Source organism: Acinetobacter seifertii (assembly GCF_000368065.1).
GTDB lineage: Bacteria > Pseudomonadota > Gammaproteobacteria > Pseudomonadales > Moraxellaceae > Acinetobacter > Acinetobacter seifertii.
On the sequence record NZ_KB851203.1, the window covers coordinates 359,152 to 378,743 of the forward strand.

At 38.6% G+C, this 19,592-nt stretch carries 22 protein-coding genes; 13 read left to right on the forward strand and 9 right to left on the reverse strand.

Annotated features, from left to right (window positions below):
- Positions 1-6: 6 nt before the first annotated feature.
- The 6 genes from F985_RS21760 to rplS all read left to right on the forward strand — a co-directional run bounded on the left by F985_RS21760 (position 7) and on the right by rplS (position 3,291).
- On the forward strand, positions 7-483 hold the full coding sequence (locus F985_RS21760; protein WP_004705236.1) for a type IV pilin protein: 477 nt from the start codon (positions 7-9) through the stop codon (positions 481-483).
- On the forward strand, positions 477-941 hold the full coding sequence (locus F985_RS21765) for a type IV pilin protein (protein ID WP_004705238.1): 465 nt from the start codon (positions 477-479) through the stop codon (positions 939-941). Before F985_RS21760 ends, F985_RS21765 begins: the two co-directional genes overlap by 7 nt.
- Before the next feature lie 141 nt (positions 942-1,082).
- A complete protein-coding gene (gene rpsP, locus F985_RS21770; RefSeq protein WP_000260334.1) occupies positions 1,083-1,334 on the forward strand; it encodes a 30S ribosomal protein S16 in 252 nt (83 codons plus the stop codon).
- A 19-nt stretch (positions 1,335-1,353) separates the two neighbouring features.
- Positions 1,354-1,902 (forward strand): ribosome maturation factor RimM, encoded by a 549-nt coding sequence (rimM, locus tag F985_RS21775; protein ID WP_004705239.1) that lies wholly within the window; start codon positions 1,354-1,356, stop codon positions 1,900-1,902.
- Between the two features lie 45 nt (positions 1,903-1,947).
- The gene (gene trmD / locus F985_RS21780; RefSeq protein WP_004705241.1) at positions 1,948-2,703 is read left to right on the forward strand and encodes a tRNA (guanosine(37)-N1)-methyltransferase TrmD; all 756 of its coding nucleotides are present in this window, start codon (positions 1,948-1,950) and stop codon (positions 2,701-2,703) included.
- Positions 2,704-2,922: 219 nt separating this feature from the next.
- Entirely contained in the window at positions 2,923-3,291 is a 369-nt protein-coding gene (gene rplS / locus F985_RS21785; RefSeq protein ID WP_002116654.1) for a 50S ribosomal protein L19, read from the forward strand.
- 53 nt (positions 3,292-3,344) lie between these two features.
- Here the strand turns inward: rplS and F985_RS21790 are convergent, their stop codons facing one another.
- Positions 3,345-4,286: a lipase family alpha/beta hydrolase gene (locus tag F985_RS21790; RefSeq protein WP_081401410.1), complete on the reverse strand. Its 942-nt coding sequence runs from the start codon at positions 4,284-4,286 to the stop codon at positions 3,345-3,347.
- Between the two features lie 120 nt (positions 4,287-4,406).
- On the reverse strand, positions 4,407-5,441 hold the full coding sequence (locus F985_RS21795) for a lipase secretion chaperone (RefSeq protein WP_004705246.1): 1,035 nt from the start codon (positions 5,439-5,441) through the stop codon (positions 4,407-4,409).
- Positions 5,442-5,594: 153 nt separating this feature from the next.
- On the opposite strand from F985_RS21795, the gene truB reads away from it, so the two are divergent.
- From truB to F985_RS21810, 3 genes are all read left to right on the forward strand, one after another.
- Complete coding sequence (truB, locus tag F985_RS21800; RefSeq protein WP_004705248.1) at positions 5,595-6,500, forward strand: tRNA pseudouridine(55) synthase TruB; 906 nt, start codon at positions 5,595-5,597, stop codon at positions 6,498-6,500.
- Between the two features lie 19 nt (positions 6,501-6,519).
- Complete coding sequence (locus F985_RS21805) at positions 6,520-7,296, forward strand: sulfite exporter TauE/SafE family protein (protein WP_004705250.1); 777 nt, start codon at positions 6,520-6,522, stop codon at positions 7,294-7,296.
- Positions 7,297-7,508: 212 nt separating this feature from the next.
- Positions 7,509-7,949 carry a hemerythrin domain-containing protein gene (locus F985_RS21810; protein WP_004705252.1) on the forward strand — a complete coding sequence of 147 codons (441 nt, stop codon included), beginning with the start codon at positions 7,509-7,511 and terminating at the stop codon, positions 7,947-7,949.
- An 11-nt stretch (positions 7,950-7,960) separates the two neighbouring features.
- Here F985_RS21810 and F985_RS21815 read toward each other — a convergent pair whose 3' ends face one another.
- The 3 genes from F985_RS21815 to serA all read right to left on the reverse strand — a co-directional run bounded on the left by F985_RS21815 (position 7,961) and on the right by serA (position 11,130).
- Positions 7,961-8,824, reverse strand: a complete 864-nt coding sequence (locus tag F985_RS21815; protein ID WP_004705254.1) for an EamA family transporter — start codon at positions 8,822-8,824, stop codon at positions 7,961-7,963.
- Between the two features lie 90 nt (positions 8,825-8,914).
- Positions 8,915-9,799, reverse strand: coding sequence for an EamA family transporter (locus F985_RS21820; RefSeq protein WP_025469240.1), 885 nt, complete (start codon positions 9,797-9,799; stop codon positions 8,915-8,917).
- A gap of 98 nt (positions 9,800-9,897) precedes the next feature.
- Positions 9,898-11,130, reverse strand: coding sequence for a phosphoglycerate dehydrogenase (gene serA / locus F985_RS21825; RefSeq protein ID WP_004705258.1), 1,233 nt, complete (start codon positions 11,128-11,130; stop codon positions 9,898-9,900).
- 378 nt (positions 11,131-11,508) lie between these two features.
- On the opposite strand from serA, the gene F985_RS21830 reads away from it, so the two are divergent.
- Together F985_RS21830 and F985_RS21835 are read left to right on the forward strand one after the other, a co-directional pair.
- Positions 11,509-12,918, forward strand: coding sequence for an FAD-binding oxidoreductase (locus F985_RS21830; RefSeq protein WP_002116692.1), 1,410 nt, complete (start codon positions 11,509-11,511; stop codon positions 12,916-12,918).
- A 94-nt stretch (positions 12,919-13,012) separates the two neighbouring features.
- Complete coding sequence (locus tag F985_RS21835) at positions 13,013-13,381, forward strand: hypothetical protein (RefSeq protein ID WP_004705260.1); 369 nt, start codon at positions 13,013-13,015, stop codon at positions 13,379-13,381.
- 45 nt (positions 13,382-13,426) lie between these two features.
- On the opposite strand, the gene F985_RS21840 is transcribed toward F985_RS21835, so the two are convergent.
- Entirely contained in the window at positions 13,427-13,741 is a 315-nt protein-coding gene (locus tag F985_RS21840; protein WP_004705262.1) for a putative quinol monooxygenase, read from the reverse strand.
- A 13-nt stretch (positions 13,742-13,754) separates the two neighbouring features.
- On the reverse strand, positions 13,755-14,342 hold the full coding sequence (locus tag F985_RS21845) for an NAD(P)H-dependent oxidoreductase (RefSeq protein ID WP_004705264.1): 588 nt from the start codon (positions 14,340-14,342) through the stop codon (positions 13,755-13,757).
- A 221-nt stretch (positions 14,343-14,563) separates the two neighbouring features.
- Here F985_RS21845 and F985_RS21850 point away from each other — a divergent pair, with 221 nt between their 5' ends.
- Both F985_RS21850 and craA read left to right on the forward strand, forming a co-directional pair.
- Complete coding sequence (locus F985_RS21850; protein WP_004705265.1) at positions 14,564-14,929, forward strand: hypothetical protein; 366 nt, start codon at positions 14,564-14,566, stop codon at positions 14,927-14,929.
- A gap of 368 nt (positions 14,930-15,297) precedes the next feature.
- A complete protein-coding gene (gene craA / locus F985_RS21855; RefSeq protein WP_004705266.1) occupies positions 15,298-16,527 on the forward strand; it encodes a chloramphenicol efflux MFS transporter CraA in 1,230 nt (409 codons plus the stop codon).
- 36 nt (positions 16,528-16,563) lie between these two features.
- Here craA and yccS read toward each other — a convergent pair whose 3' ends face one another.
- Both yccS and sodC read right to left on the reverse strand, forming a co-directional pair.
- Complete coding sequence (yccS, locus tag F985_RS21860; protein WP_004705267.1) at positions 16,564-18,714, reverse strand: YccS family putative transporter; 2,151 nt, start codon at positions 18,712-18,714, stop codon at positions 16,564-16,566.
- 194 nt (positions 18,715-18,908) lie between these two features.
- Positions 18,909-19,484 carry a superoxide dismutase family protein gene (sodC, locus tag F985_RS21865; protein WP_004705268.1) on the reverse strand — a complete coding sequence of 192 codons (576 nt, stop codon included), beginning with the start codon at positions 19,482-19,484 and terminating at the stop codon, positions 18,909-18,911.
- Positions 19,485-19,592 lie beyond the last annotated feature (108 nt).

Consider the following 19,592-nt stretch of genomic DNA (forward strand, 5'->3'; position numbering starts at 1 on the left):
TAAGTGATGAAACGTAATTTCACGTATTCTTTAGGCTTTACTCTTATTGAGCTAATGATTGTAGTTGTGATTGTTGCTATTTTTGCCGCAGTTGCAATACCTTCATACCAAGCCTATGTTCTACGAGCGGATGCTTCACGTGCGCAGCAGCAAATGCAACAGATCGCAGTCCAACTTGCACGTCAGAAATCTAGAAATTTTAATTACAAAGGCTTTTCTATGGGCGCTACATCATCTGTAAATTTGCCTGTTGGAGCAACTGGTAGTGCTATAAAATATAAAATAACGGTACGCGATGGTGACGATACAACGAAACCTTTAACAGATCCTGCAGCTTTAGGGCAAAACTGGGTGATTCGAGCAGAGGCTTCCGATCCTAATAATTTTACTTATTTGTTTGGTAGTAACGGATTACGTTGTAAAAATAAAGCCACTAGCAATGTTACTTATATAACTTGTGGCACTGGAGCTGAGCCGTGGTAAATAAAATAAAAGGCTTTACCTTAATTGAGCTAATGATTGTTGTAGCTATTATCGCGATTTTAGTGGCGATAGCTTATCCTTCTTATCAAGAATATATCCGTCGTACTAATCGTGCGGATATGCAAACTACGTTGCAACAGATTGCTATGCAGATCCAACGCTACAAAATTGCAAATTTTAGAGTAACGGGTGCAACGAGTTCTGATTTAAATATTGCTACATCTTATCCTATTCAAGGCACACCTCTTTATACAGTCAATTTGACTCCAGTGACGGCAGGGGCTTTAAATGCGGAAACATGGGTATTGACTGCTACGCCGATTGCAAATACTCCACAGTCTGGTGATGGGCATATTGTTTTAAATTATCGGGGTGAGCGTTGCTGGACAAAGGGAACTGATATTAACAGTGGTACGGCTTGCGTTCCTTCTGCAACATCGAATTGGGATGGCAAATAAATTTAAAACTGCGGATAACTCAAAATTTAATCTTTCTTTCAGGGCGAAAATCACGTAGAATGTCGCCCTCTATGAAAGGGGTTTGAAGTGTTGCCGATGGTCGGCGCAGGGATAATCCGTAAGAATTATAAGGCTTTTATCATGGTTGTTATTCGTTTAGCACGTGGCGGCGCAAAAAAACGTCCATTCTATCAAATCGTTGTGACTGATAGCCGCAATGCACGTGATGGTCGTTTCATCGAGCGTATCGGTTTCTTTAACCCGACTGCACAAGGTCAAGCAGAAAAGCTTCGTTTAGATGCAGACCGTTTTGCTCACTGGGTTTCTCAAGGTGCTCAACCTTCAGAACGTGTTGCTTCTTTAGCTGCTCAAGCTAAAAAAGCTACTGCATAATTATTGTAGTAGGTAGCCCATGACACCAACACAGAATGTTCCCGAAGATCGTATTCAGATTGGACAGTTACGTTCAGCTTATGGATTGAATGGGTGGCTCTGGGTGTATTCCAATACAGAACCTATGAGCAACATGTTTGACTACCTGCCTTGGTACATTGAGACCAAGGCCGGTTGGCAAACAATAGATGTAAAACGTTGGAAACCACATGGCAAAGGCCTAGTTGTCGCTTTAAAAGGTGTGAGTGATCGCACTGGAGCAGAAAACTTGGTTGGCGCTAATATCTGGATTGCTAAGTCTCAACTGCCAAAAGCAGATGTAGATGAGTACTACTGGTCAGATTTAAAAGGCTTAACAGTGTTAGGGCTTGATGATGAAGAGCAGGAAGTTAACTTAGGGCAAATTCATGAGTTATTTGAAACTGGAGCTAATGATGTGATGGTTGTACGCGCTACACCAGACAGCATTGATTCAGAAGAACGCATGATTCCTTGGCATAAAGATGTGGTGCAACGCGTTGATCTTGAAGCTGGTCGCATTTACGTCAATTGGGGCGTAGATTATTAATCCTTCTTTAAGGATTAACGCAGCAGGAAAATAGAGGAGTCTGCGGTGTTTTTTGCAGTCATTACGCTTTTTCCTGAAATGTTTGAAGCGATTACAGCGTACGGGATTAGCGGACGCGCAGCAAAGCGTGACATTGTACAAGTCACTTGTATTAATCCACGTGATTTTGCTGAAGGGAGTTACCGAAGAGTGGATGAACGTCCATTTGGTGGTGGTCCCGGTATGGTGATGATGGCTGAGCCTTTAGCAAAAGCAATTAACCATGCCAAACAACTTGCTTCGCAAGCAGGGTGTGTTCATGTACCTGTGGTGTATATGTCTCCACAAGGTAAAACTTTAAATGAACAGGCAGTACAGAAGTTTGTCGATTATGACGGCTTGATCGTATTGTGTGGACGTTATGAAGGTGTTGATGAGCGTTTGATCCAGCATTATGTTGATCAGGAATGGTCAATTGGAGATTATGTTTTATCTGGCGGTGAACTACCTGCCATGGTGTTGCTTGATAGTATTATTCGCCGTTTGCCGAATGTAATGTCAGATGAGCAATCAGCGATACAGGATTCTTTTGTAGATGGTCTTTTAGATTGTCCTCAATACACTAAGCCAGACCATTTTGAAGGTTTGGATGTTCCTGAAATTTTAAAGTCAGGGCACCATGCTAATATTGAAAAATGGCGATTTTTGAAGCGATATCAACGAACTTTAGAACGTCGACCAGAGTTGGCTGAAAAAGTTGAGTTGACTAAGCAACAAAAAAAATGGCTAAAAGATATAAAAGAGAATGGTGGTAATTTTTAATTGCTGTTCTCAGGAACGAAAGTTCTAAAACAGGACGAGAAGCATTGCTTCGAGTTAAAGCATAAGTCTATTTCATGAATAGTTTTATGTATATTTAAAGGCTCTTTATAGACATATTGTCGTAAAGGGAAAGATAAACGGGTTGATATGCGCTTTAGCCTCTATCCCCAGCGGAATCTCAGACCTCTTCTGACTCCGCACATATTGGAGATTCCCACAATGAGTGGTAAACATCCTTTAGTTCAAGCTGTTGAAAATGCACAGTTAAAATCTGATATCCCTGCTTTTGCACCAGGTGACACTGTTATTGTCCAAGTAAAAGTAAAAGAGGGTGATCGTGAACGTCTTCAAGCATTTGAAGGTGTTGTAATCGCTAAGAAAAACCGTGGTTTGAACTCTGCGTTCACAGTACGTAAAATTTCTAGCGGTGTTGGTGTTGAGCGTGTATTCCAAACTCACTCACCAGTTGTTGCTAAAATCGAAGTGAAACGTCGTGGTGACGTTCGTCGTGCTAAACTTTACTACCTCCGTGACTTGTCTGGTAAAGCTGCACGTATTCGTGAAAAATTACCAGCTCGTAAAGCGTAAGCTTATACCGAGTAAAAAAATGCGCCTAGAGGCGCATTTTTTTTGTTTAAAAATTATAGTCCTTGTAGTTTCAAACGGTTGGCATGTTGACGGTAAACCGAGACAGGATCGGCCGCAAAAATAGAGCGTATACCAAGCACTTGGTTTACTTCATCTAAATGGTTCCAGGTGTAGTCATCACGAATAGTTTTACCAAATTTGGCACTACATCTAGAAACTAAACCGTCATTATCTCCTAATGGATCGACAACTAAACTGCTACCAGTTAATGCAATATCAAAAGGATCTAATGGATTAGTCAGCGCTTTATTACCTGAGAACGAATACATATAAATACCTTTCTCTTGATAAGCACCCTCGCCGCAAGAAGTTGTAGGCATACCCATAGGGAATTGAGCATTAAACTGTGCAGAACCTTGAGTAGATAAGCTGTGAGCACCTGCTAAAGAGTCATGCGGATAACTTGTTGGATCGAGGCCCTCTGCCCAAGTAATTGCTGCTGAAAACCAGTTTACTAGTGTTGCCAATTTTGACAGAGGAGTACCCTCAACGTTTAATATGACATCTGCCATTGGAGATCCTTTGTTAGGTGCTCCAATCGTCGTAAGTGAGGCAACTTTTTCTGGCATGATGCCAGCGACATAGCGAATTGTTGGTCCCCCATGACTATGTCCAATCAAGTTGACTTTGGGTTTTCCGGTAATGGCAATAATTTCTTCTACTTGTTGGGCAAGTTGTTCTCCGCGAACTTCGGTTGAGTTAAACGGTGAAACCCTTGTTGCCCAGACATTTCCTCCATTACGAGCAAGGTCAGGAAGAATCTGATACCAATAATCGAGACCAAGTGTATCTGTCCCAACTCTGCTAAAACCAGCCATACCATGGTTAAAAACCAATGGATATTTAGTTTGGGCATAATTTGAGTAGACAAACGAGCCTTTTACTTGCTCTGCATTTGTAGCATGGGCTGCTGAAATGCTCAGTCCTGAGAGCATTGCTGCACAGAAAAATATTAAGTTCCTTTTCATTTTTTACTCACTATTTTTATTTTGTATGAGCAGCAGCTTTATTTTTGCTGCTGGATTAAGATTTGGCTAACTTTGGAATAGAAAAGCCTAGTAGCTAAATGGTAATTCACCTCCTTTGTCATGGACTTTTTCAAAAGTTTGAAGACGAAGTTGTTCCTGTGATGAGCTAAATTGCTGTTGGCGTAGTTGTTGAATCGCTTGATTTTTTGCGCTATCACTCATACTACTATTAAGCACTTCATCACGTTGATTTAGGTAGCCTGTAACTCGCTGTTGCCAAGCATTACGCTGTGTATCTAAAGTTTCTAATCTTTGTGTTGCCTCAGCTCCAACAAGTGCTGTACGCATTTGTCGCAGTTCCTCTGCTGAGCCATTACGGGCTTTAATTTGTTTGGTCAGCGTATGTAAATCATCAAGTTTTGATAGCTCTTGCAGATTTTGTTGCCAATCTACTGGTAGTTGTTCAAATCGTTCTTTGAGCTTTTGAGCCTTTTCAATTTCACTTAAAGATGAGTCTTCCAGAATTTTCATACGATCTAATGTGTAGTTCTGATAAACGTCTTCTGTTGAAAATAGGCCTTCAATTTCGGACGCTGAAAAGAAGCGCTTTCTGATATCTTGAATTGAATTAAAAATTTTTTGAAAATAACTTTGATCTTGTTGTTTAGATTGGGGTGTTTGAATGTGTGCAAGTTCTTCACGGTATTTTAAATAACGATTCCATAAATCAATGATTTGTGAGCGAGCTGGTTCTAAATACTGATCTTGTATAAATTTCTCAAAATGAGTTTTAACTTGTTGTAAATTCCCTTCGCCATACTGCGTAATAAAATATTCAAAGCAGTCGCGTGTCTGACTATTCACAACTAAATGTTGGTTGCTATCAACTTTTAGCTGGCAATTCACTTGAGTATCTTGCTGACTTTTGCTTGAATAAATATTTTGATTTAATGATGAATTTAAAGTGGTTTGAGAAGTGGCTGCTAAGCTTTTTGCCTCCTCTTGATTACGCTGAGGTGAGGCGCTTTTTGAGTCTGGGCTCAGCCAATATACACATGCAATGAGGCTCAAAATAAAAAATCCAAGCACACACCACAATATCTTTTTCTGCATCCTTTGCATAAAGATATCTTCCTTAAGTTTTAATTTGTTGTTTTTTTGCTCGATTAATAATGTGCCATAAAATAAGTGAAAACGCACCTAAATATTCTGAAAATATCTTGCCGAATTTGCTAACATGTCGGCACTTTTCTCTAGCTTTGTGTCCCAGTAAAAATGACGACAAAAAATCAAAAAATTTCTCGTCGCCATATCAGTGGTGTATTTCTTTTAAACAAACCATTAGGCCTAAGTTCAAACGCCGCTTTGCAAAAAGTACGTTGGTTATACCGTGCCCAAAAAGCAGGGCATACTGGTGCGTTAGATCCATTAGCAACAGGTTTACTTCCCGTTTGTTTAGGGGAGGCAACTAAATTTTCACATTATTTACTGGATTCTACAAAGCGATACCAAACCACTGTTCGTTTGGGGCAAACAACAACAACCGGTGATGTTGAGGGCGATATTTTACAAGAGCGTCCTGTTCCTGTTCTTACAGAAGAGCTTATTGAGCAAACTCTAGAAAAATTTAGAGGTGATATTCAACAAGTTCCTCCAATGTATTCTGCCTTGAAAAAAGAAGGTAGACCTTTATATGAACTTGCCCGAAAAGGTATTGAAATTGAACGTGAAGCGCGTCCAGTTACGATTTATGCGCTAGAGTTAGTCGAGTTTACCGAAAATAGTATCACTCTCGATGTAACCTGTTCTAAAGGTACATACATCCGTGTACTCGGTGAGGATATTGGTGAAGCACTTGGCTGTGGCGGGCATTTAACAATGCTGAATCGGACTCAAACAGGACATTTTGAGTTGATCCCAAGTTATACCATTGAATATTTGGAAAGCTTAAACGAAGAGCAAAGAGAAGCATTGTTATTACCAGTTTATGCACCAGTTGACCATTTCTTGAAAATTCAAGTTCCTGAGGGACGTGAAAAATATTTTTGCAACGGTTTAGAAAGCAATATTGATCATTCTGCGGAAGCAGAAGTTTTGGTTTTTTCGGGTGAGCGCTGTTTAGGGTTAGCCGAAATTACTGATAAAAAGCGGTTGGTACCTAAGCGTATCTTAAATTTGTAGTAGATGTAGAGTATAAAGCATGGGCATGGAATGGGATGTTATCCTTAGTTTGATCTTTTTTGCGTTTACTGCGGGAGCGATTGATGCTGCTGTGGGTGGCGGCGGACTCATCCAGATTCCCGGTATTATGAGCACTTTCCCAACCATGCAGACTGCAACGGTGATTGGTACTAATAAAGTTTCATCGATTTTTGGTACTGCATCGGCGGCTTATACATTTGCAAAACGAGTAAAACTGCAATGGAAGCTTCTTGCCGTGATTGCTGTTTGTGCTCTCATTAGCTCATTTGCTGGAGCAGCCTGTTTATCACTTATTCCCCAATCGGTTTTACGTCCATTTGTGTTTGTAATGCTGATTGTAATTGCGATTTATACTTTACTTAAAAAGAACTTTGGACAAGTTCATACCGAGCAGAAAATCACTACGAAAATGCTTGTTCTAGCGGGTATTGGTAGTTTGGCAATCGGTTTTTATGACGGTATTTTTGGACCAGGTACCGGTAGTTTCTTTATCTTTTTCTTTATCCGTTTTTTACAAGTCGATTTTTTGCATGCCTCGGCATTATCGAAAATTGGTAATTTCATGACCAATCTTGCAGCGTTGAGTTTTTTTATTCCTACGGGTCACGCTATTTTGCATATTGGTTTAATGATGGCGGCAGCCAACGTATTAGGTTCTATTGTTGGAGTGCGGACTGCACTCAAATACGGTAGCGGTTTTGTGCGTATTATCTTTTTAGTTTTGGTCAGTATCTTAATTTGCCGTTTGGGTTATCAGATGTTTGTGACTGGCTAAAATAGTATGAAAAGTATGAACTGATTTTAAAACAGCAGTTCATACTTTTATGTATCATTTGAAATTAGAAATATAAAAATCATTACAGAAATTTACTAGAAAGAAAACTGTGTAAAAAATAGTCTCATTTTAAGCTACGGAAACCATATAAATTTCAACGTATGATAAGCATTGAAATAAAAAAGATTTTTTAGCTAAAAATGAGGAAGAGAATGAATATTTTCGAAGCATTAAGAGAAAGCCATGAAAATCAACGCAACCTTTCTGAAAAATTAGTCCAAACACATGGTTTAACCGAAGAACGAAAAGAATTATTTGATGCATTAAAAAATGAACTTTATGCCCATTCGGTTGCCGAAGACCGTTACTTATATATTCCTTTAATGTTTGATGATGTCGGTTTAGATATTACCCGACATGCTTTATCTGAACATCATGAAATGGATGAGTTAGTTGAGCAACTTGAAAAAACGGATATGAGTAGTCCTAGCTGGTTGGCAACTGCGAAACAGTTGAGTGAAAAAGTTCATCATCATTTAAAAGAAGAAGAACATAAATTTTTTCAGCAAGCTGGAAAAATTCTTAAAGATAGTGAAAAAGAAAAACTTGGTAATCAATATTTAAAGGAATATAAGAAGTATAAAAAACAGTAGTAGCATTATATCTATGATGCTGTTTTAGTACTTCTTAGAGTAACCCCAATTGAAGCGAGCATTACGCAAGCTAAAGCCACCCATTGCAGCATACTGATTTCTTCATGAAGTAATAAGAAGCCCGTTAATGCTGCTAATGCTGGTGCCAAACTTGTTAGGGTACCGTAAGTTAATTTATTAAGTTGTTTGAGAGCCATTAAGTCGAGTGCATATGGAATAGCAGTCGCTAAAACCGCAATAAGTAAGGCTTTTCCCCAGTACTGTGTTTCAAGTAATGCTGGGCCATTATACCAAACACCAATTGGTAATAAGGCGAGCGCAGATATAGCGATCGCAATTGTTAAGGCATGCATTCCTATATTTTGGGTCACGACCTTTTGACCAAAATAAATATAGAAGGCCCAACATAGACCTGCACCCAGTGCACAAGCAGCACCTATATATGAAAAATGATGCTGTGTTGAGTCTTGCCATGGCACCATGAGCGCAATGCCTAACATAGCAAATGCTACCCAAATGTAGTCACTCTTTCGCTTAATCGAAAGTAGAGCAAGACCTAATGGTCCAATAAATTCTAAGCCTACTGCGATCCCCTGAGGTAGTTTTCCTAAAGACGTATAAAATAAAATATTCATTAGCCCTAAAGATGCGCAATACATTAATAAATCACGCCATTTTAGATAGGGTAAACGAGACCAGATTTTCCACGAACGGAACATGATTGCAACAATAATAGTCGCAAAACTTAATCTTAAAATAGTAACGGTCAGAGGGTCTAAAGCTGCAATAAGTTGCTTGGCAAATGAAGCGCTGATTTGATATGAAACCATCGACAAAATCATATATAGCACAGCAATAAATGGAAGATTTTGCATGGAAATACCTTAGTGCTTCATTTGATACTTAAAATTAATAGCGATCAATTATAGCCAACATTGCATTTTAGCTGGCAGTTCTTAACCCAACTAAACTGCGATTTTTTCGCGTTCCTGACGGGCTTTTTGGGTGGTTATGGTGCAGCCGACAGAAGCGATAATAATGGTTGCGAGAGCTAGCCATTGATTCCATAACAAATACTCACCTAAGAAGATGAAACCAGACAATGCTGCGACTGCGGGTTCTAAGCTCATCAGTGTTCCGAAACTTAATGGTGTCAAATTGCGTAATGCAAGCATTTCTAAGGAAAAGGGAAGTGCACTGGCTAAGATTGCTAAGCCAATAAAATAAAATAGATAAGGCAGTTCTATCACTTGACCAATCGAGCTTGAAAAAAAGGTAATGGGTAATAAGATGCATGCACCCACAGACATTCCTAAACACACAGTATGATTACCTGAAATACCAGAAGGTTTTTGTCCTGCAATAATATAGAGTGCCCAACAAGCACCTGCACCCATTGCAAACAAAACCCCAATCCAGTCTAGACCATGTGCTTGATTAAAAGGGAATAATAAAATAAGCCCAACAATCGCAAAACTTACCCAAACAAAATCGTATTTTTGTCGTGCATGATATAAAGCCACGCTTAATGGGCCAATAAATTCAAAAGCAACCGCAATACCAATTGGTAGTCGTTCAATAGACAGATAAAAAAGTGCATTCATACCAGCAAGGGCACAGCCATAGCTTAAAATTGCTTTCCATCGAACCTGACTAAAATTAATTCGCCAGATCTTAAAAATGAAAGCCAGAATACATGCTCCAATACATAATCGCATTGCGGAAACAGTAAGCACGGGAAAGTTTTGAAATAGGACTTTAGCCAAGGATGCACTACTTTGAACGCTTAACATGGCAAGAATAAGAAAGCCCAAAGCGTATAGCTGAGTTTTCTGGCTTGAAATTGACATTTTATTATTAGATCGATTGGTATACTTTTCACATGATAATGTAAATACCCATAAAAAAGCCACAGACATTGCTGTGGCTTTTGCATTTACAGTTCGTATTAGAACAATACGCGCACGCGGATTGTACCTTCAACTTCATGCAACATATCTAAAGCTTCGTGAGAAGCAGAAGCGTCAACATCCATAACAAGGTAACCGATGTCACCTTTAGTCATAAGTGATTGACCAGAAATGTTGATGCCTTGTTCAGCAAACAAGTTGTTGATTTTAGACAATACACCCGGTACGTTTTTGTGGATGTGTAGTAAACGGTGTTGACCAGCAGTTAATGGTAACGCGATTTCTGGGAAGTTTACTGCAGAAAGTGTCATACCTTTATCAGAGTAAGCAACAAATTTCTCAGCAACTTCTAAACCGATGTTTGCTTGCGCTTCCATCGTTGAACCACCAACGTGAGGCGTTAAAATCACGTTGTCTAAGCCGCGAAGTGGAGATTGGAATTCTTCACCATTTGCTTTTGGTTCTTTAGGGAACACGTCAACTGCTGCACCAGCAATATGGCCAGATTTGATCGCATCAGCTAAATCTTCAATCACTACACATGTACCACGTGCAGCATTTAAGAAGATCGCGCCTTCTTTCATTTTCGCAAATTGTTCTTTAGTGAAGAAGTTACGTGTAGACGGAACATCTGGTACATGCAGTGTTACAACGTCAGCAGTTGCTAAAAGCTCATCTAAAGAACCAACTTGGCGAGCATTACCCATTGGTAACTTAGTGACTGCATCATAATAAATCACGTGCATACCCATGCTTTCAGCAAGAACTGAAAGTTGAGAACCAATGGAACCGTAACCCACAATACCTAAAGTTTTGCCGCGAGTTTCAAAAGAACCAACAGCAGACTTGTCCCAACCACCACGATGACAAGCCGCCGATTTTTCAGGAACACGGCGAAGAAGAAGAATCGTTTCAGCAAGTACAAGCTCTGCAACCGAACGCGTATTTGAATACGGTGCGTTGAATACAGGAATACCACGTGCCATTGCTGCTTTAAGATCAACTTGGTTTGTTCCAATACAGAAACAACCTACTGCGATCAATTTATTTGCAGCTTCAAAAACTTCTTCAGTCAATTGGGTACGCGAACGAATACCAATAAAGTGAGCATCTTTAATTGCTTCTTTAAGCGCTTCGCCTTCAAGAGCAGTTTTACGATAGTCAATATTGGTGTAACCCGCAGCGTTTAAAGTGTCGACTGCGTTTTGGTGAACGCCTTCTAACAAAAGGAAACGGATTTTATCTTTAGGTAGTGAAAGATGTTGGCTCATTACGGCTCCGCTACAAAGGCCAAATTTGGTGGCGGTATAATAACATACTGGGCAGCGCTATAGATATTTCGTTTATACCATTGCCTTATGGCAATTTTATCTATGTCTAATCACTTCCGTTTATGGCTTGTCGAACATTTTAAAATATGCTTGGAATATTATTTAAAGTTGTTTTTCTCTAAAAGCTTTATAAAAAAGCATTTATTCGCGTTAAACATGTTTTGTAGTGACAGTATCTCTATTCTGAACTTTATCGCTTGTGTGGTTACATGTAGAATATAGGAGTTCCTTGAACATTATGGCTTTGCTCAGGTGAGAACCCTGAAAATATGAAGTCATAGTCCCACCATAGTTTACTTCTTGCTAGGTCTGCAAACGATGAATGCTCCAGTCGCTTTAACACCTGAGTTACTTACCCAATTAACAGCAATCGTCGGTGAAAACCGTATTAAAACCGATGCTGATAGTCTCGAAAACTGGGGTAAAGATCATACCAAGCATTTTAATCCGAACCCATCGGTCATCGTTTTTCCATCGACCACTGAACAAGTTCAAGCTGTTGTAAAGCTGGCGAACCAGTTTAATGTTGCGATTACCCCATCTGGCGGTCGTACTGGTCTCTCTGCCGGTGCAGTAGCAACCAATGGTGAAATTGTCATTAGCATGGACAAAATGAACCAGATTCTTGAATTCTTCCCAGCAGATCGTATGGTTCGAGTGCAAGCTGGTGTTGTGACTGAACAATTGCAAAACTATGCAGAAGAACAAGGCATGTATTACCCAGTGGACTTTGCATCAGCAGGTTCTAGCCAGATTGGCGGTAATATTGGTACTAACGCTGGTGGTATTAAAGTCATTAAATACGGCATGACACGTAACTGGGTACTTGGTTTAACGGTAGTTACGGGTAAAGGCGATATTTTACGTTTAAACAAAGGCATGGTTAAAAATGCCACTGGTTATGCATTACAGCATTTGTTTATTGGTGGTGAAGGTACTTTAGGTTTAGTGACCGAAGCAGAAATTAAACTTGAGCGTCAACCACAAAACTTACAAGTTTTAGTGTTAGGTGTTCCTGATTTTGATGCAGTAATGCCTGTATTACATGCGTTCCAAAAAGATATCGACTTAACAGCATTTGAGTTCTTTGGTGAACTTGCAATGCAAAAAGTTTTAGACCACGGGCATGTACAACGTCCATTTGAAACTCAATGCCCGTTCTATGTATTGCTTGAGTTTGAAGCACCATATGAGCCGATTCTTGATAAAGCAATGGAAATTTTCGAGCATTGTATGGAGCAGGGTTGGGTGCTTGATGGTGTAATGAGCCAGAGCCTTGACCAAGTAGAAAGCTTATGGCGTTTACGCGAAGATATTTCTGAATCAATCGCGCCGTTTATCCCATACAAAAATGATATTTCAGTATTAATTACTCATGTACCTGCATTTATTCGTGAGATTGATGCGATTGTTCAAGAGAACTATCCTGACTTTGAAATTTGCTGGTTCGGTCATATTGGTGACGGTAACTTGCACTTAAATATTTTAAAACCTGAAAATTTAACCAAAGATGAGTTCTTTGCAAAATGTCAGGTGGTGAATAAATACGTGTTTGATACCGTGAAAAAATACGATGGTTCAATTTCTGCTGAGCATGGCGTAGGTATGACGAAAAAGCCATATTTGGAATATTCTCGTTCACCTGAAGAAATTGAATATATGAAAGCTTTGAAAAAAGTATTTGATCCAAATGGTCTGATGAACCCAGGTAAATTATTTGATCTGTAAGAAAGTAGGCATTCTTAGAACTACATAGTTTCTACAGAGTAACCGACAAAGCCATAGCATCATAAAGCTATGGCTTTTGTTTTTGGTGGTAAGAATGCAACGTTTATTTTTAATTTCAGCACTTTGTGTTGGACTTTTCACTGGGTGTGCGACGACCAGTAAATTGATTCCTTTTGTGGGTTCGGAAACTCCGATGCAACAAGTACTTAAAGCCCAACCTGAGATTGTAAAAGAGCATAACAATACCTCAATTCAGCAAGTATTTAACCGAGTAGAGTCTCCAACGGTTTCTCGTATTACGGTCATTCAAACAGGTTTAATGGATGATTCTGTTTCAGCAATTCGAACAGAATATTCATTTAAATTGGTCGATGAAAAGTGGCAATTGCAAAATAAGCAAACAAGCTACCAATGTGCGCGAGGGAAAGTTTCTAGAGGGTTCCAAACCCAACTTTGTTCTTAAAAATAAAAAAGACGATAAATATATCGTCTTTTTTTATGGGTTAAATTATACGCCGCTTTCTAAAATTCTAATTTTGACATCAACTACATCATCTTTAACGGCTGCGTGATGCGCTTGCATATGAGGTGTAGCCAAATGAGCTTCAAGATGAGCCACACTTTCCCATTTTTCTAGCATGACAATCGTGTCAGGCTCTTGAGTCTGGAAACTTGCATTTGACTTGTGATCAATTAAAGGTTCATAACCATGGCAACCATCTTCTGCTAAAACAGTTGGAATGATTTTTTGAAAAGCATCCAATATGTTTTGGCGATGCTGTCCACCTGATTGAGTACGAATTTCCGCAATAATGGTAAGCATGGTTTTCTCCTGATTAAGCTGCTGCAAATACAGTGTTTAAGTGTGCTTTATATTCTTCAACGTAACGATCAACGTCAGGCATTTTAATTACGTCGTTTACAATGAAAGTTGGAAGTGTGCTCATACCTAAAAATTGATTGGCTTTATGAAACGGTAAATAAACACCATCTACGCCCACACCGTGGAAGAACTGATCAGCATCATCAAATGCTTCCATAGGTGCATTCCAAGTGAGTGATAGCATATATTTCTTGTCATGAATTAAGCCACCTGAACCATATTTTTTTGAAGCATCAGAGCGGCTACGACCGTCATTTGCATATAGTGAGCCGTGACCTGTCGTAAATACATCATCAATATATTTTTTTACCGTCCACGGTGCACCCATCCACCAGCCTGGCATCTGGTAAATCACAACATCTGCCCATAAGAATTTTTCTACTTCAGCCTCTGTATTGTAGTCGCTATCTGCACGGGTTACTTGAACTTCATGGCCTAGATCAGTGAGATGGTCTGTTGCCAAAGCCGTGAGTGTGTCATTTAATTCACCATTTGAATGGGCAAATTGTTTGGCTCCATTAATCACTAAAATATTGCTCATGAAAGTTACTCTAATTAAATTCCTAAATTGATGCATACTTTAGTGAACTTACTCTTAGAGAAAAATGCAGTAATCGGAAAAAGATTATTGATTAAAAATCATGAATTATGCATTAAAAAATTATTAAAATTTTCACTCTAAACATAAACACTTTACAAAGTTGAATGGAAAAATTTGTTTATAGCCTTTAGCATCAACGTGAAGTTGTGGTGGAGTTGAGTATGAAAAAAATTGGTTTACTCATAGTGTGTAATTTGTTGATTCTGAGCGCATGTGCACCGAATACAAACCCGCCTACACCCCAAGCCAATAGTCCGATACAAGCAGTTTTGATTGATCAACCAAACCTTTTAAATAATGCGAGTAATTTAAGTATTTCACAACAAATGAATGCTTTGGATGATGCTTCTAATGCACAAGTAACTATTTTACAAACTGTGCCTAGTGAAGATGCTATATCAAAAACACGTACCGAATATTTATTAAAACGTGATCAGACCATTTGGAAAATCGTAAATAAAAAACAAAGTTATCAATGTAAAAAAGGGCAGGAGACAACAGACTTCCAAGTCAATCCTTGTCCTTAAAGTAGAATTTCTATCAGGTATGTGGATAACTTTAAGGTTATTCACAATATAAAAATGAGTTGATGCTAAGCAAAATATAGAATTTTAAATGGATGAAACTGTCCGATTGCTGATCAATATAAAAAGTGATATTGTGTCATCCGGAAATTAAGCCAAATGGTAAAAATTACCGAATCTCACGTCATACATTTTTTCTTGTCTTAGACACCTTGTGAATACGGTGTTTCACATTCTAAACATGCACTCTCACGGCATATAAAAACTTAATTAAAGATTGACTGACCATACTGTCATCGTGATGACTACATTATTTATTTCAATATGTAGTTGCTGAGACATTTTGGCCGCTATTTTGAAGTGTACAACTCATGAATAATATTCAAACGACAGCGTTGAACCGTACAACGTTGATGTTTCCTTTAGCTTTAGTGCTATTTGAATTTGCGGTTTATATTGGTAATGACCTGATTCAGCCAGCCATGTTGGCAATTACTGAAGATTTTGGTGTAAGTGCAACTTGGGCACCATCTTCAATGTCATTTTACTTATTAGGTGGTGCATCTGTTGCATGGTTACTTGGGCCTTTATCAGATCGATTAGGTCGTAAGAAAGTTCTTTTAACTGGTGTTTTATTTTTTGCCTTGTGCTGTTTTTTAATTTTATTAACAAGACAAATTGAACACTTTCTGACATTACGTTTTTTACAAGGTATTGGTCTAAGTGTAATTTCAGCAGTGGGCTATGCAGCGATTCAAGAAAATTTTGCCGAGCGTGATGCTATTAAAGTCATGGCACTCATGGCAAATATCTCATTGCTTGCACCCTTGCTCGGACCTGTACTTGGCGCATTTTTAATTGATTATGTGTCTTGGCACTGGGGCTTTGTGGCAATTGCTTTACTTGCACTGCTAAGTTGGTTTGGCTTAAAGAAACAAATGCCTAGTCAGAAGGTGAGTGTAACTAAACAACCTTTTAGCTATCTTTTTGATGACTTTAAAAAAGTGTTTAGCAATCGGCAATTCCTTGGTTTAACACTCGCGCTACCGCTTGTAGGTATGCCGCTTATGCTTTGGATTGCGTTATCACCCATTATTTTGGTTGATGAACTCAAGCTAACCAGTGTGCAATATGGATTAGCTCAATTTCCAGTATTTTTAGGCTTAATTGTTGGTAACATCGTTTTAATTAAAATTATTGACCGTTTGGCTTTAGGTAAAACAGTCCTAATTGGTTTACCAATTATGCTCACTGGGACACTCATTTTAATATTAGGCGTTGTCTGGCAAAACTATTTAATTCCTTGTTTGCTTACGGGTATGACACTCATTTGCTTTGGTGAAGGAATTAGCTTTTCAGTGTTGTACCGTTTTGCACTGATGTCATCTGAAGTATCAAAAGGAACTGTGGCTGCCGCTGTTTCAATGCTATTGATGACGAGCTTTTTTGCAATGATTGAGTTGGTGCGTTATCTCTATACTCAATTTCATTTATGGGCTTTTATCTTATCTGCTTTTGCATTTATTGCGCTGTGGTTTACTCAGCCACGTTTAGCTTTAAAACGGGAAATGCAGGAAAGAGTTGCCCAAGACTTACATTAAAAAATACCGGAATTTATATTCCGGTATTTTTTTATATTACTTAATCTCTTGCTCTAAAAGTTTACCTTTCAAGGTTAAGAGTTCAGGCAAGGTTTCTAATAGTAAGCTCATTTGTTTTAAGACAAGAGTGTAGCTTTCTGAAAAATGCTCATGAGTTGTTAGACTTTGAATTTGCTTTAAAGTCTGCTCAAGAAAATTAATATCAACAGAAGCTTGTTCAAATAAGCTTTGGTTAAGAATTTGCTGGCAATCCAGTAAAAGCTGTAATACCTGTTGATCCTCAATTTTTTGTCTTTGGCTGCCTAATGCTGCGACATAACTCAATTGGCTATGACTATAAACTAGATAACGAAAGGCGTAATGAATCAGCTCTGGTTTGGGATTGGGCTCAGCACTTAAGCTCGAAATCATATTCGACAGCTCAATTTGTGCGTTATGTGCAGCACGGCGAATTCTACGATATTCAATGTCCTGATTTTTACCATGCTGGTATTGCTCAACAATTACATTGAAATAATCCAATGTGGCTTGGCTACTTTTTTTAATATTGTTTGGAATATTACGGAAGTTCCAGTCTGGCCATATAAAGTTAACAGCAAGCCATGCAATAAAGCAGCCTAATAAGGTGTCGATTAGGCGAGGTAAAATAATACTGAAACCTGCGCCTTTTAAGTTGAAAATGAGCAATACCATTAAGGTTGCCATCAGCGTTGCCAAGGCGTATTTCTTCTGGCGTAAGTAGAAAAAGCTAACTCCACAAATAATGGTAAGAATGAGCTGACCTTCAATACTTGGTACAAAATACAAAATAGGAATACCCAACAAAACGCCAAGTAAGGTTCCAATTGTTCTGAGTTTTAAACGGCTTTTCGTTGCAAAGTAAGTAATCTGGCAAACAAATAAACTGGTGAGCAAAATCCAGTAACCGTGCTGGGCAAAAGGTAGCAGTGAAATGCCGTAACCTGCTGCAAACACAACGGCAATTCGTATTGCATGTCTAAACAGAGCCGATTGTGGAGTGAGTTGCTGGCGAATTTTTAAAACAAGGTCAGAAAAATCTTGAATATCATCATCAAGTAAATTGAGATGATCTTGCTTGTTTTGATTGAGCGTTTCATTAAACGGCTGAGCATATTGAAGTTGTTCAAACTGTTCATGCATGCCTTTTAAATTATTAAAAATCAGCTTTAAGTTTTTAACTTCAAAATTTTGTGGATGCTGTTGTATCCAGTCTTTTAAAGAACCTTCCAAATGGTTTAAAACAATTTGTCCTTCTTTAGAAGACTGATATTGCTGGTTTTGCAAAATACATTGGGCTAAATCATGGCAAGCTTGAGCTTGTAAACGGAGATTTTTCTGAAAACGGAAAATGAGATCACTACGGCTAAAATTTTGTTGAATATGTTCATAGTGTAGATAGTTAGAGGTGGCCTGCTCATGTATATCGCGAGCAAAAAAGTACAGGTTTAACCAGTAAATACTTTTATTACTCACTCGTGATGCTTTAAGGCGAGTAAGCAGGGAACTACGTATTTGGTTAAGACTTTGCGCGACTTGCGTATTTTGTAGTGATAATTCAAATAAAAGCTGTTCAACATTTTCTTTATTATCGGGATCGAACAAGCGTGCTTTAGCTTGAAGTAAGGCAGATATTTCTTCAAAAATTTGCGAAAGCTTATCTTGTAAAGGAAGAGTTGGTTTTAAAAGAAAAAATAAAATAGATGTTAGGCCGTACCACAGTGCGCCATAGACAAAATAAGTAGGCTGTTGGTACCAGTGAGCATATTCTCCTAAACCAAACATGCTGTAAATCGAGAGTAAAATCGTACCAAAAGAAATGGTGGCATAGCGCTGGCCTAAGGCTCCCAATAAAATGAAACCAGCACTTGAAATTGAAAGATATAAAATAAATAAAAGTTTATAAGGTGCTAAAAAACCAAGAATAGTGCTGACAGTAAAAAAGAGTATGCAAACATAGAGCAGATTACGTAAACGGAGACTTAAGCGATCGTCAAAATCGGTAAGTGCAGCGGCAATCGCACCTAATGTTACAGGAACGATGAGCTCGTTATGGCCGAACCACAGTAAACCTAAAGTTGTGCCTGTAAGTACAATTAAAATTTGCAGACAGTAAATTAAAATTGAATTCGCTTTAAAACGATTAAATATTTGAGTCAAATAATTCACGGTTTTTTTCTAAATGATAGGGGGCGTGACTAGGGATATTTAAATTTTTTATTACTTGAAAAATATTATGCGCTTTATCTAAAAAAGTCAGTTAATTTTTTAAGATTTTATAATAATTAAGTGAACTAAACTGCTTAATAAAATAGCAAAATTGTGGATATCTTTTTAGATACCCACAATATAAAAATAATAAGTTATTGGATTACGCCACAGGCAATTCGTGCTCCGCCGCCACCTAATGGTAGAGGAGAATCTGAATAGTTATCTCCGCCAGCATGGATCATGATGGCACGGCCTTGAATATCAGCAAGTTTTAAACGTGGTGCAATAACAGCGGTGGTAGCTACACCATTATTATCAACAACCAATGCCGGTAAGTCACCCAAGTGTCCTGTAGTTGGCGTACCATGATGTGGCGCTTGATTAGGGTTATAGTGGCTACCCGCAGCTAAAGCGGCACCTGGTTTTCCATCTTTAACAGCCGGGTCGCACGATGCATTTTCATGAATATGGAAACCGCGAGTACCGCTTGGTAAATCTGCTAAAGCAGGGGTAATAATCAGGCCTTTATCACTGTCTTGAAAGCTAATCGTCCCGATTTTTTTACCAATCCCATTGGCTGTTACTTCATTCACATCGACTACTTTTTTGGTGTGCATTGTGGTTAATGCATGAGTCGTATCTGAAACAGTTTTGCTGACCGTGCTACAACCGACTGTTAATAAGGCTGTCAGTGCGCATACTGCACTCATTTTATTTAATAATGGCATTATTGGATGTCCTTATAGATATAAAGCTGATTTTTTTATTCAAGCAAAGGCTCGTTAAGCCTACAAGTTAATTTCAATAGTCACTTTGTATCCTGAAACATTTTTAAA

What these genes read in the sequence shown, in the direction of transcription:
- F985_RS21760 (WP_004705236.1), top strand. Translation starts at nt 7, where the DNA reads ATGAAACGTAATTTCACGTATTCTTTAGGCTTTACTCTTATTGAGCTA.
- rpsP (WP_000260334.1), top strand. Translation starts at nt 1,083, where the DNA reads ATGGTTGTTATTCGTTTAGCACGTGGCGGCGCAAAAAAACGTCCATTC.
- rimM (WP_004705239.1), top strand. Translation starts at nt 1,354, where the DNA reads ATGACACCAACACAGAATGTTCCCGAAGATCGTATTCAGATTGGACAG.
- rplS (WP_002116654.1), top strand. Translation starts at nt 2,923, where the DNA reads ATGAGTGGTAAACATCCTTTAGTTCAAGCTGTTGAAAATGCACAGTTA.
- F985_RS21790 (WP_081401410.1), bottom strand. Translation starts at nt 4,286, where the DNA reads ATGCTCTCAGGACTGAGCATTTCAGCAGCCCATGCTACAAATGCAGAG.
- F985_RS21795 (WP_004705246.1), bottom strand. Translation starts at nt 5,441, where the DNA reads ATGCAAAGGATGCAGAAAAAGATATTGTGGTGTGTGCTTGGATTTTTT.
- truB (WP_004705248.1), top strand. Translation starts at nt 5,595, where the DNA reads ATGACGACAAAAAATCAAAAAATTTCTCGTCGCCATATCAGTGGTGTA.
- F985_RS21805 (WP_004705250.1), top strand. Translation starts at nt 6,520, where the DNA reads ATGGGCATGGAATGGGATGTTATCCTTAGTTTGATCTTTTTTGCGTTT.
- F985_RS21810 (WP_004705252.1), top strand. Translation starts at nt 7,509, where the DNA reads ATGAATATTTTCGAAGCATTAAGAGAAAGCCATGAAAATCAACGCAAC.
- F985_RS21815 (WP_004705254.1), bottom strand. Translation starts at nt 8,824, where the DNA reads ATGCAAAATCTTCCATTTATTGCTGTGCTATATATGATTTTGTCGATG.
- F985_RS21820 (WP_025469240.1), bottom strand. Translation starts at nt 9,799, where the DNA reads ATGTCAATTTCAAGCCAGAAAACTCAGCTATACGCTTTGGGCTTTCTT.
- serA (WP_004705258.1), bottom strand. Translation starts at nt 11,130, where the DNA reads ATGAGCCAACATCTTTCACTACCTAAAGATAAAATCCGTTTCCTTTTG.
- F985_RS21830 (WP_002116692.1), top strand. Translation starts at nt 11,509, where the DNA reads ATGAATGCTCCAGTCGCTTTAACACCTGAGTTACTTACCCAATTAACA.
- F985_RS21835 (WP_004705260.1), top strand. Translation starts at nt 13,013, where the DNA reads ATGCAACGTTTATTTTTAATTTCAGCACTTTGTGTTGGACTTTTCACT.
- F985_RS21840 (WP_004705262.1), bottom strand. Translation starts at nt 13,741, where the DNA reads ATGCTTACCATTATTGCGGAAATTCGTACTCAATCAGGTGGACAGCAT.
- F985_RS21845 (WP_004705264.1), bottom strand. Translation starts at nt 14,342, where the DNA reads ATGAGCAATATTTTAGTGATTAATGGAGCCAAACAATTTGCCCATTCA.
- F985_RS21850 (WP_004705265.1), top strand. Translation starts at nt 14,564, where the DNA reads ATGAAAAAAATTGGTTTACTCATAGTGTGTAATTTGTTGATTCTGAGC.
- craA (WP_004705266.1), top strand. Translation starts at nt 15,298, where the DNA reads ATGAATAATATTCAAACGACAGCGTTGAACCGTACAACGTTGATGTTT.
- sodC (WP_004705268.1), bottom strand. Translation starts at nt 19,484, where the DNA reads ATGCCATTATTAAATAAAATGAGTGCAGTATGCGCACTGACAGCCTTA.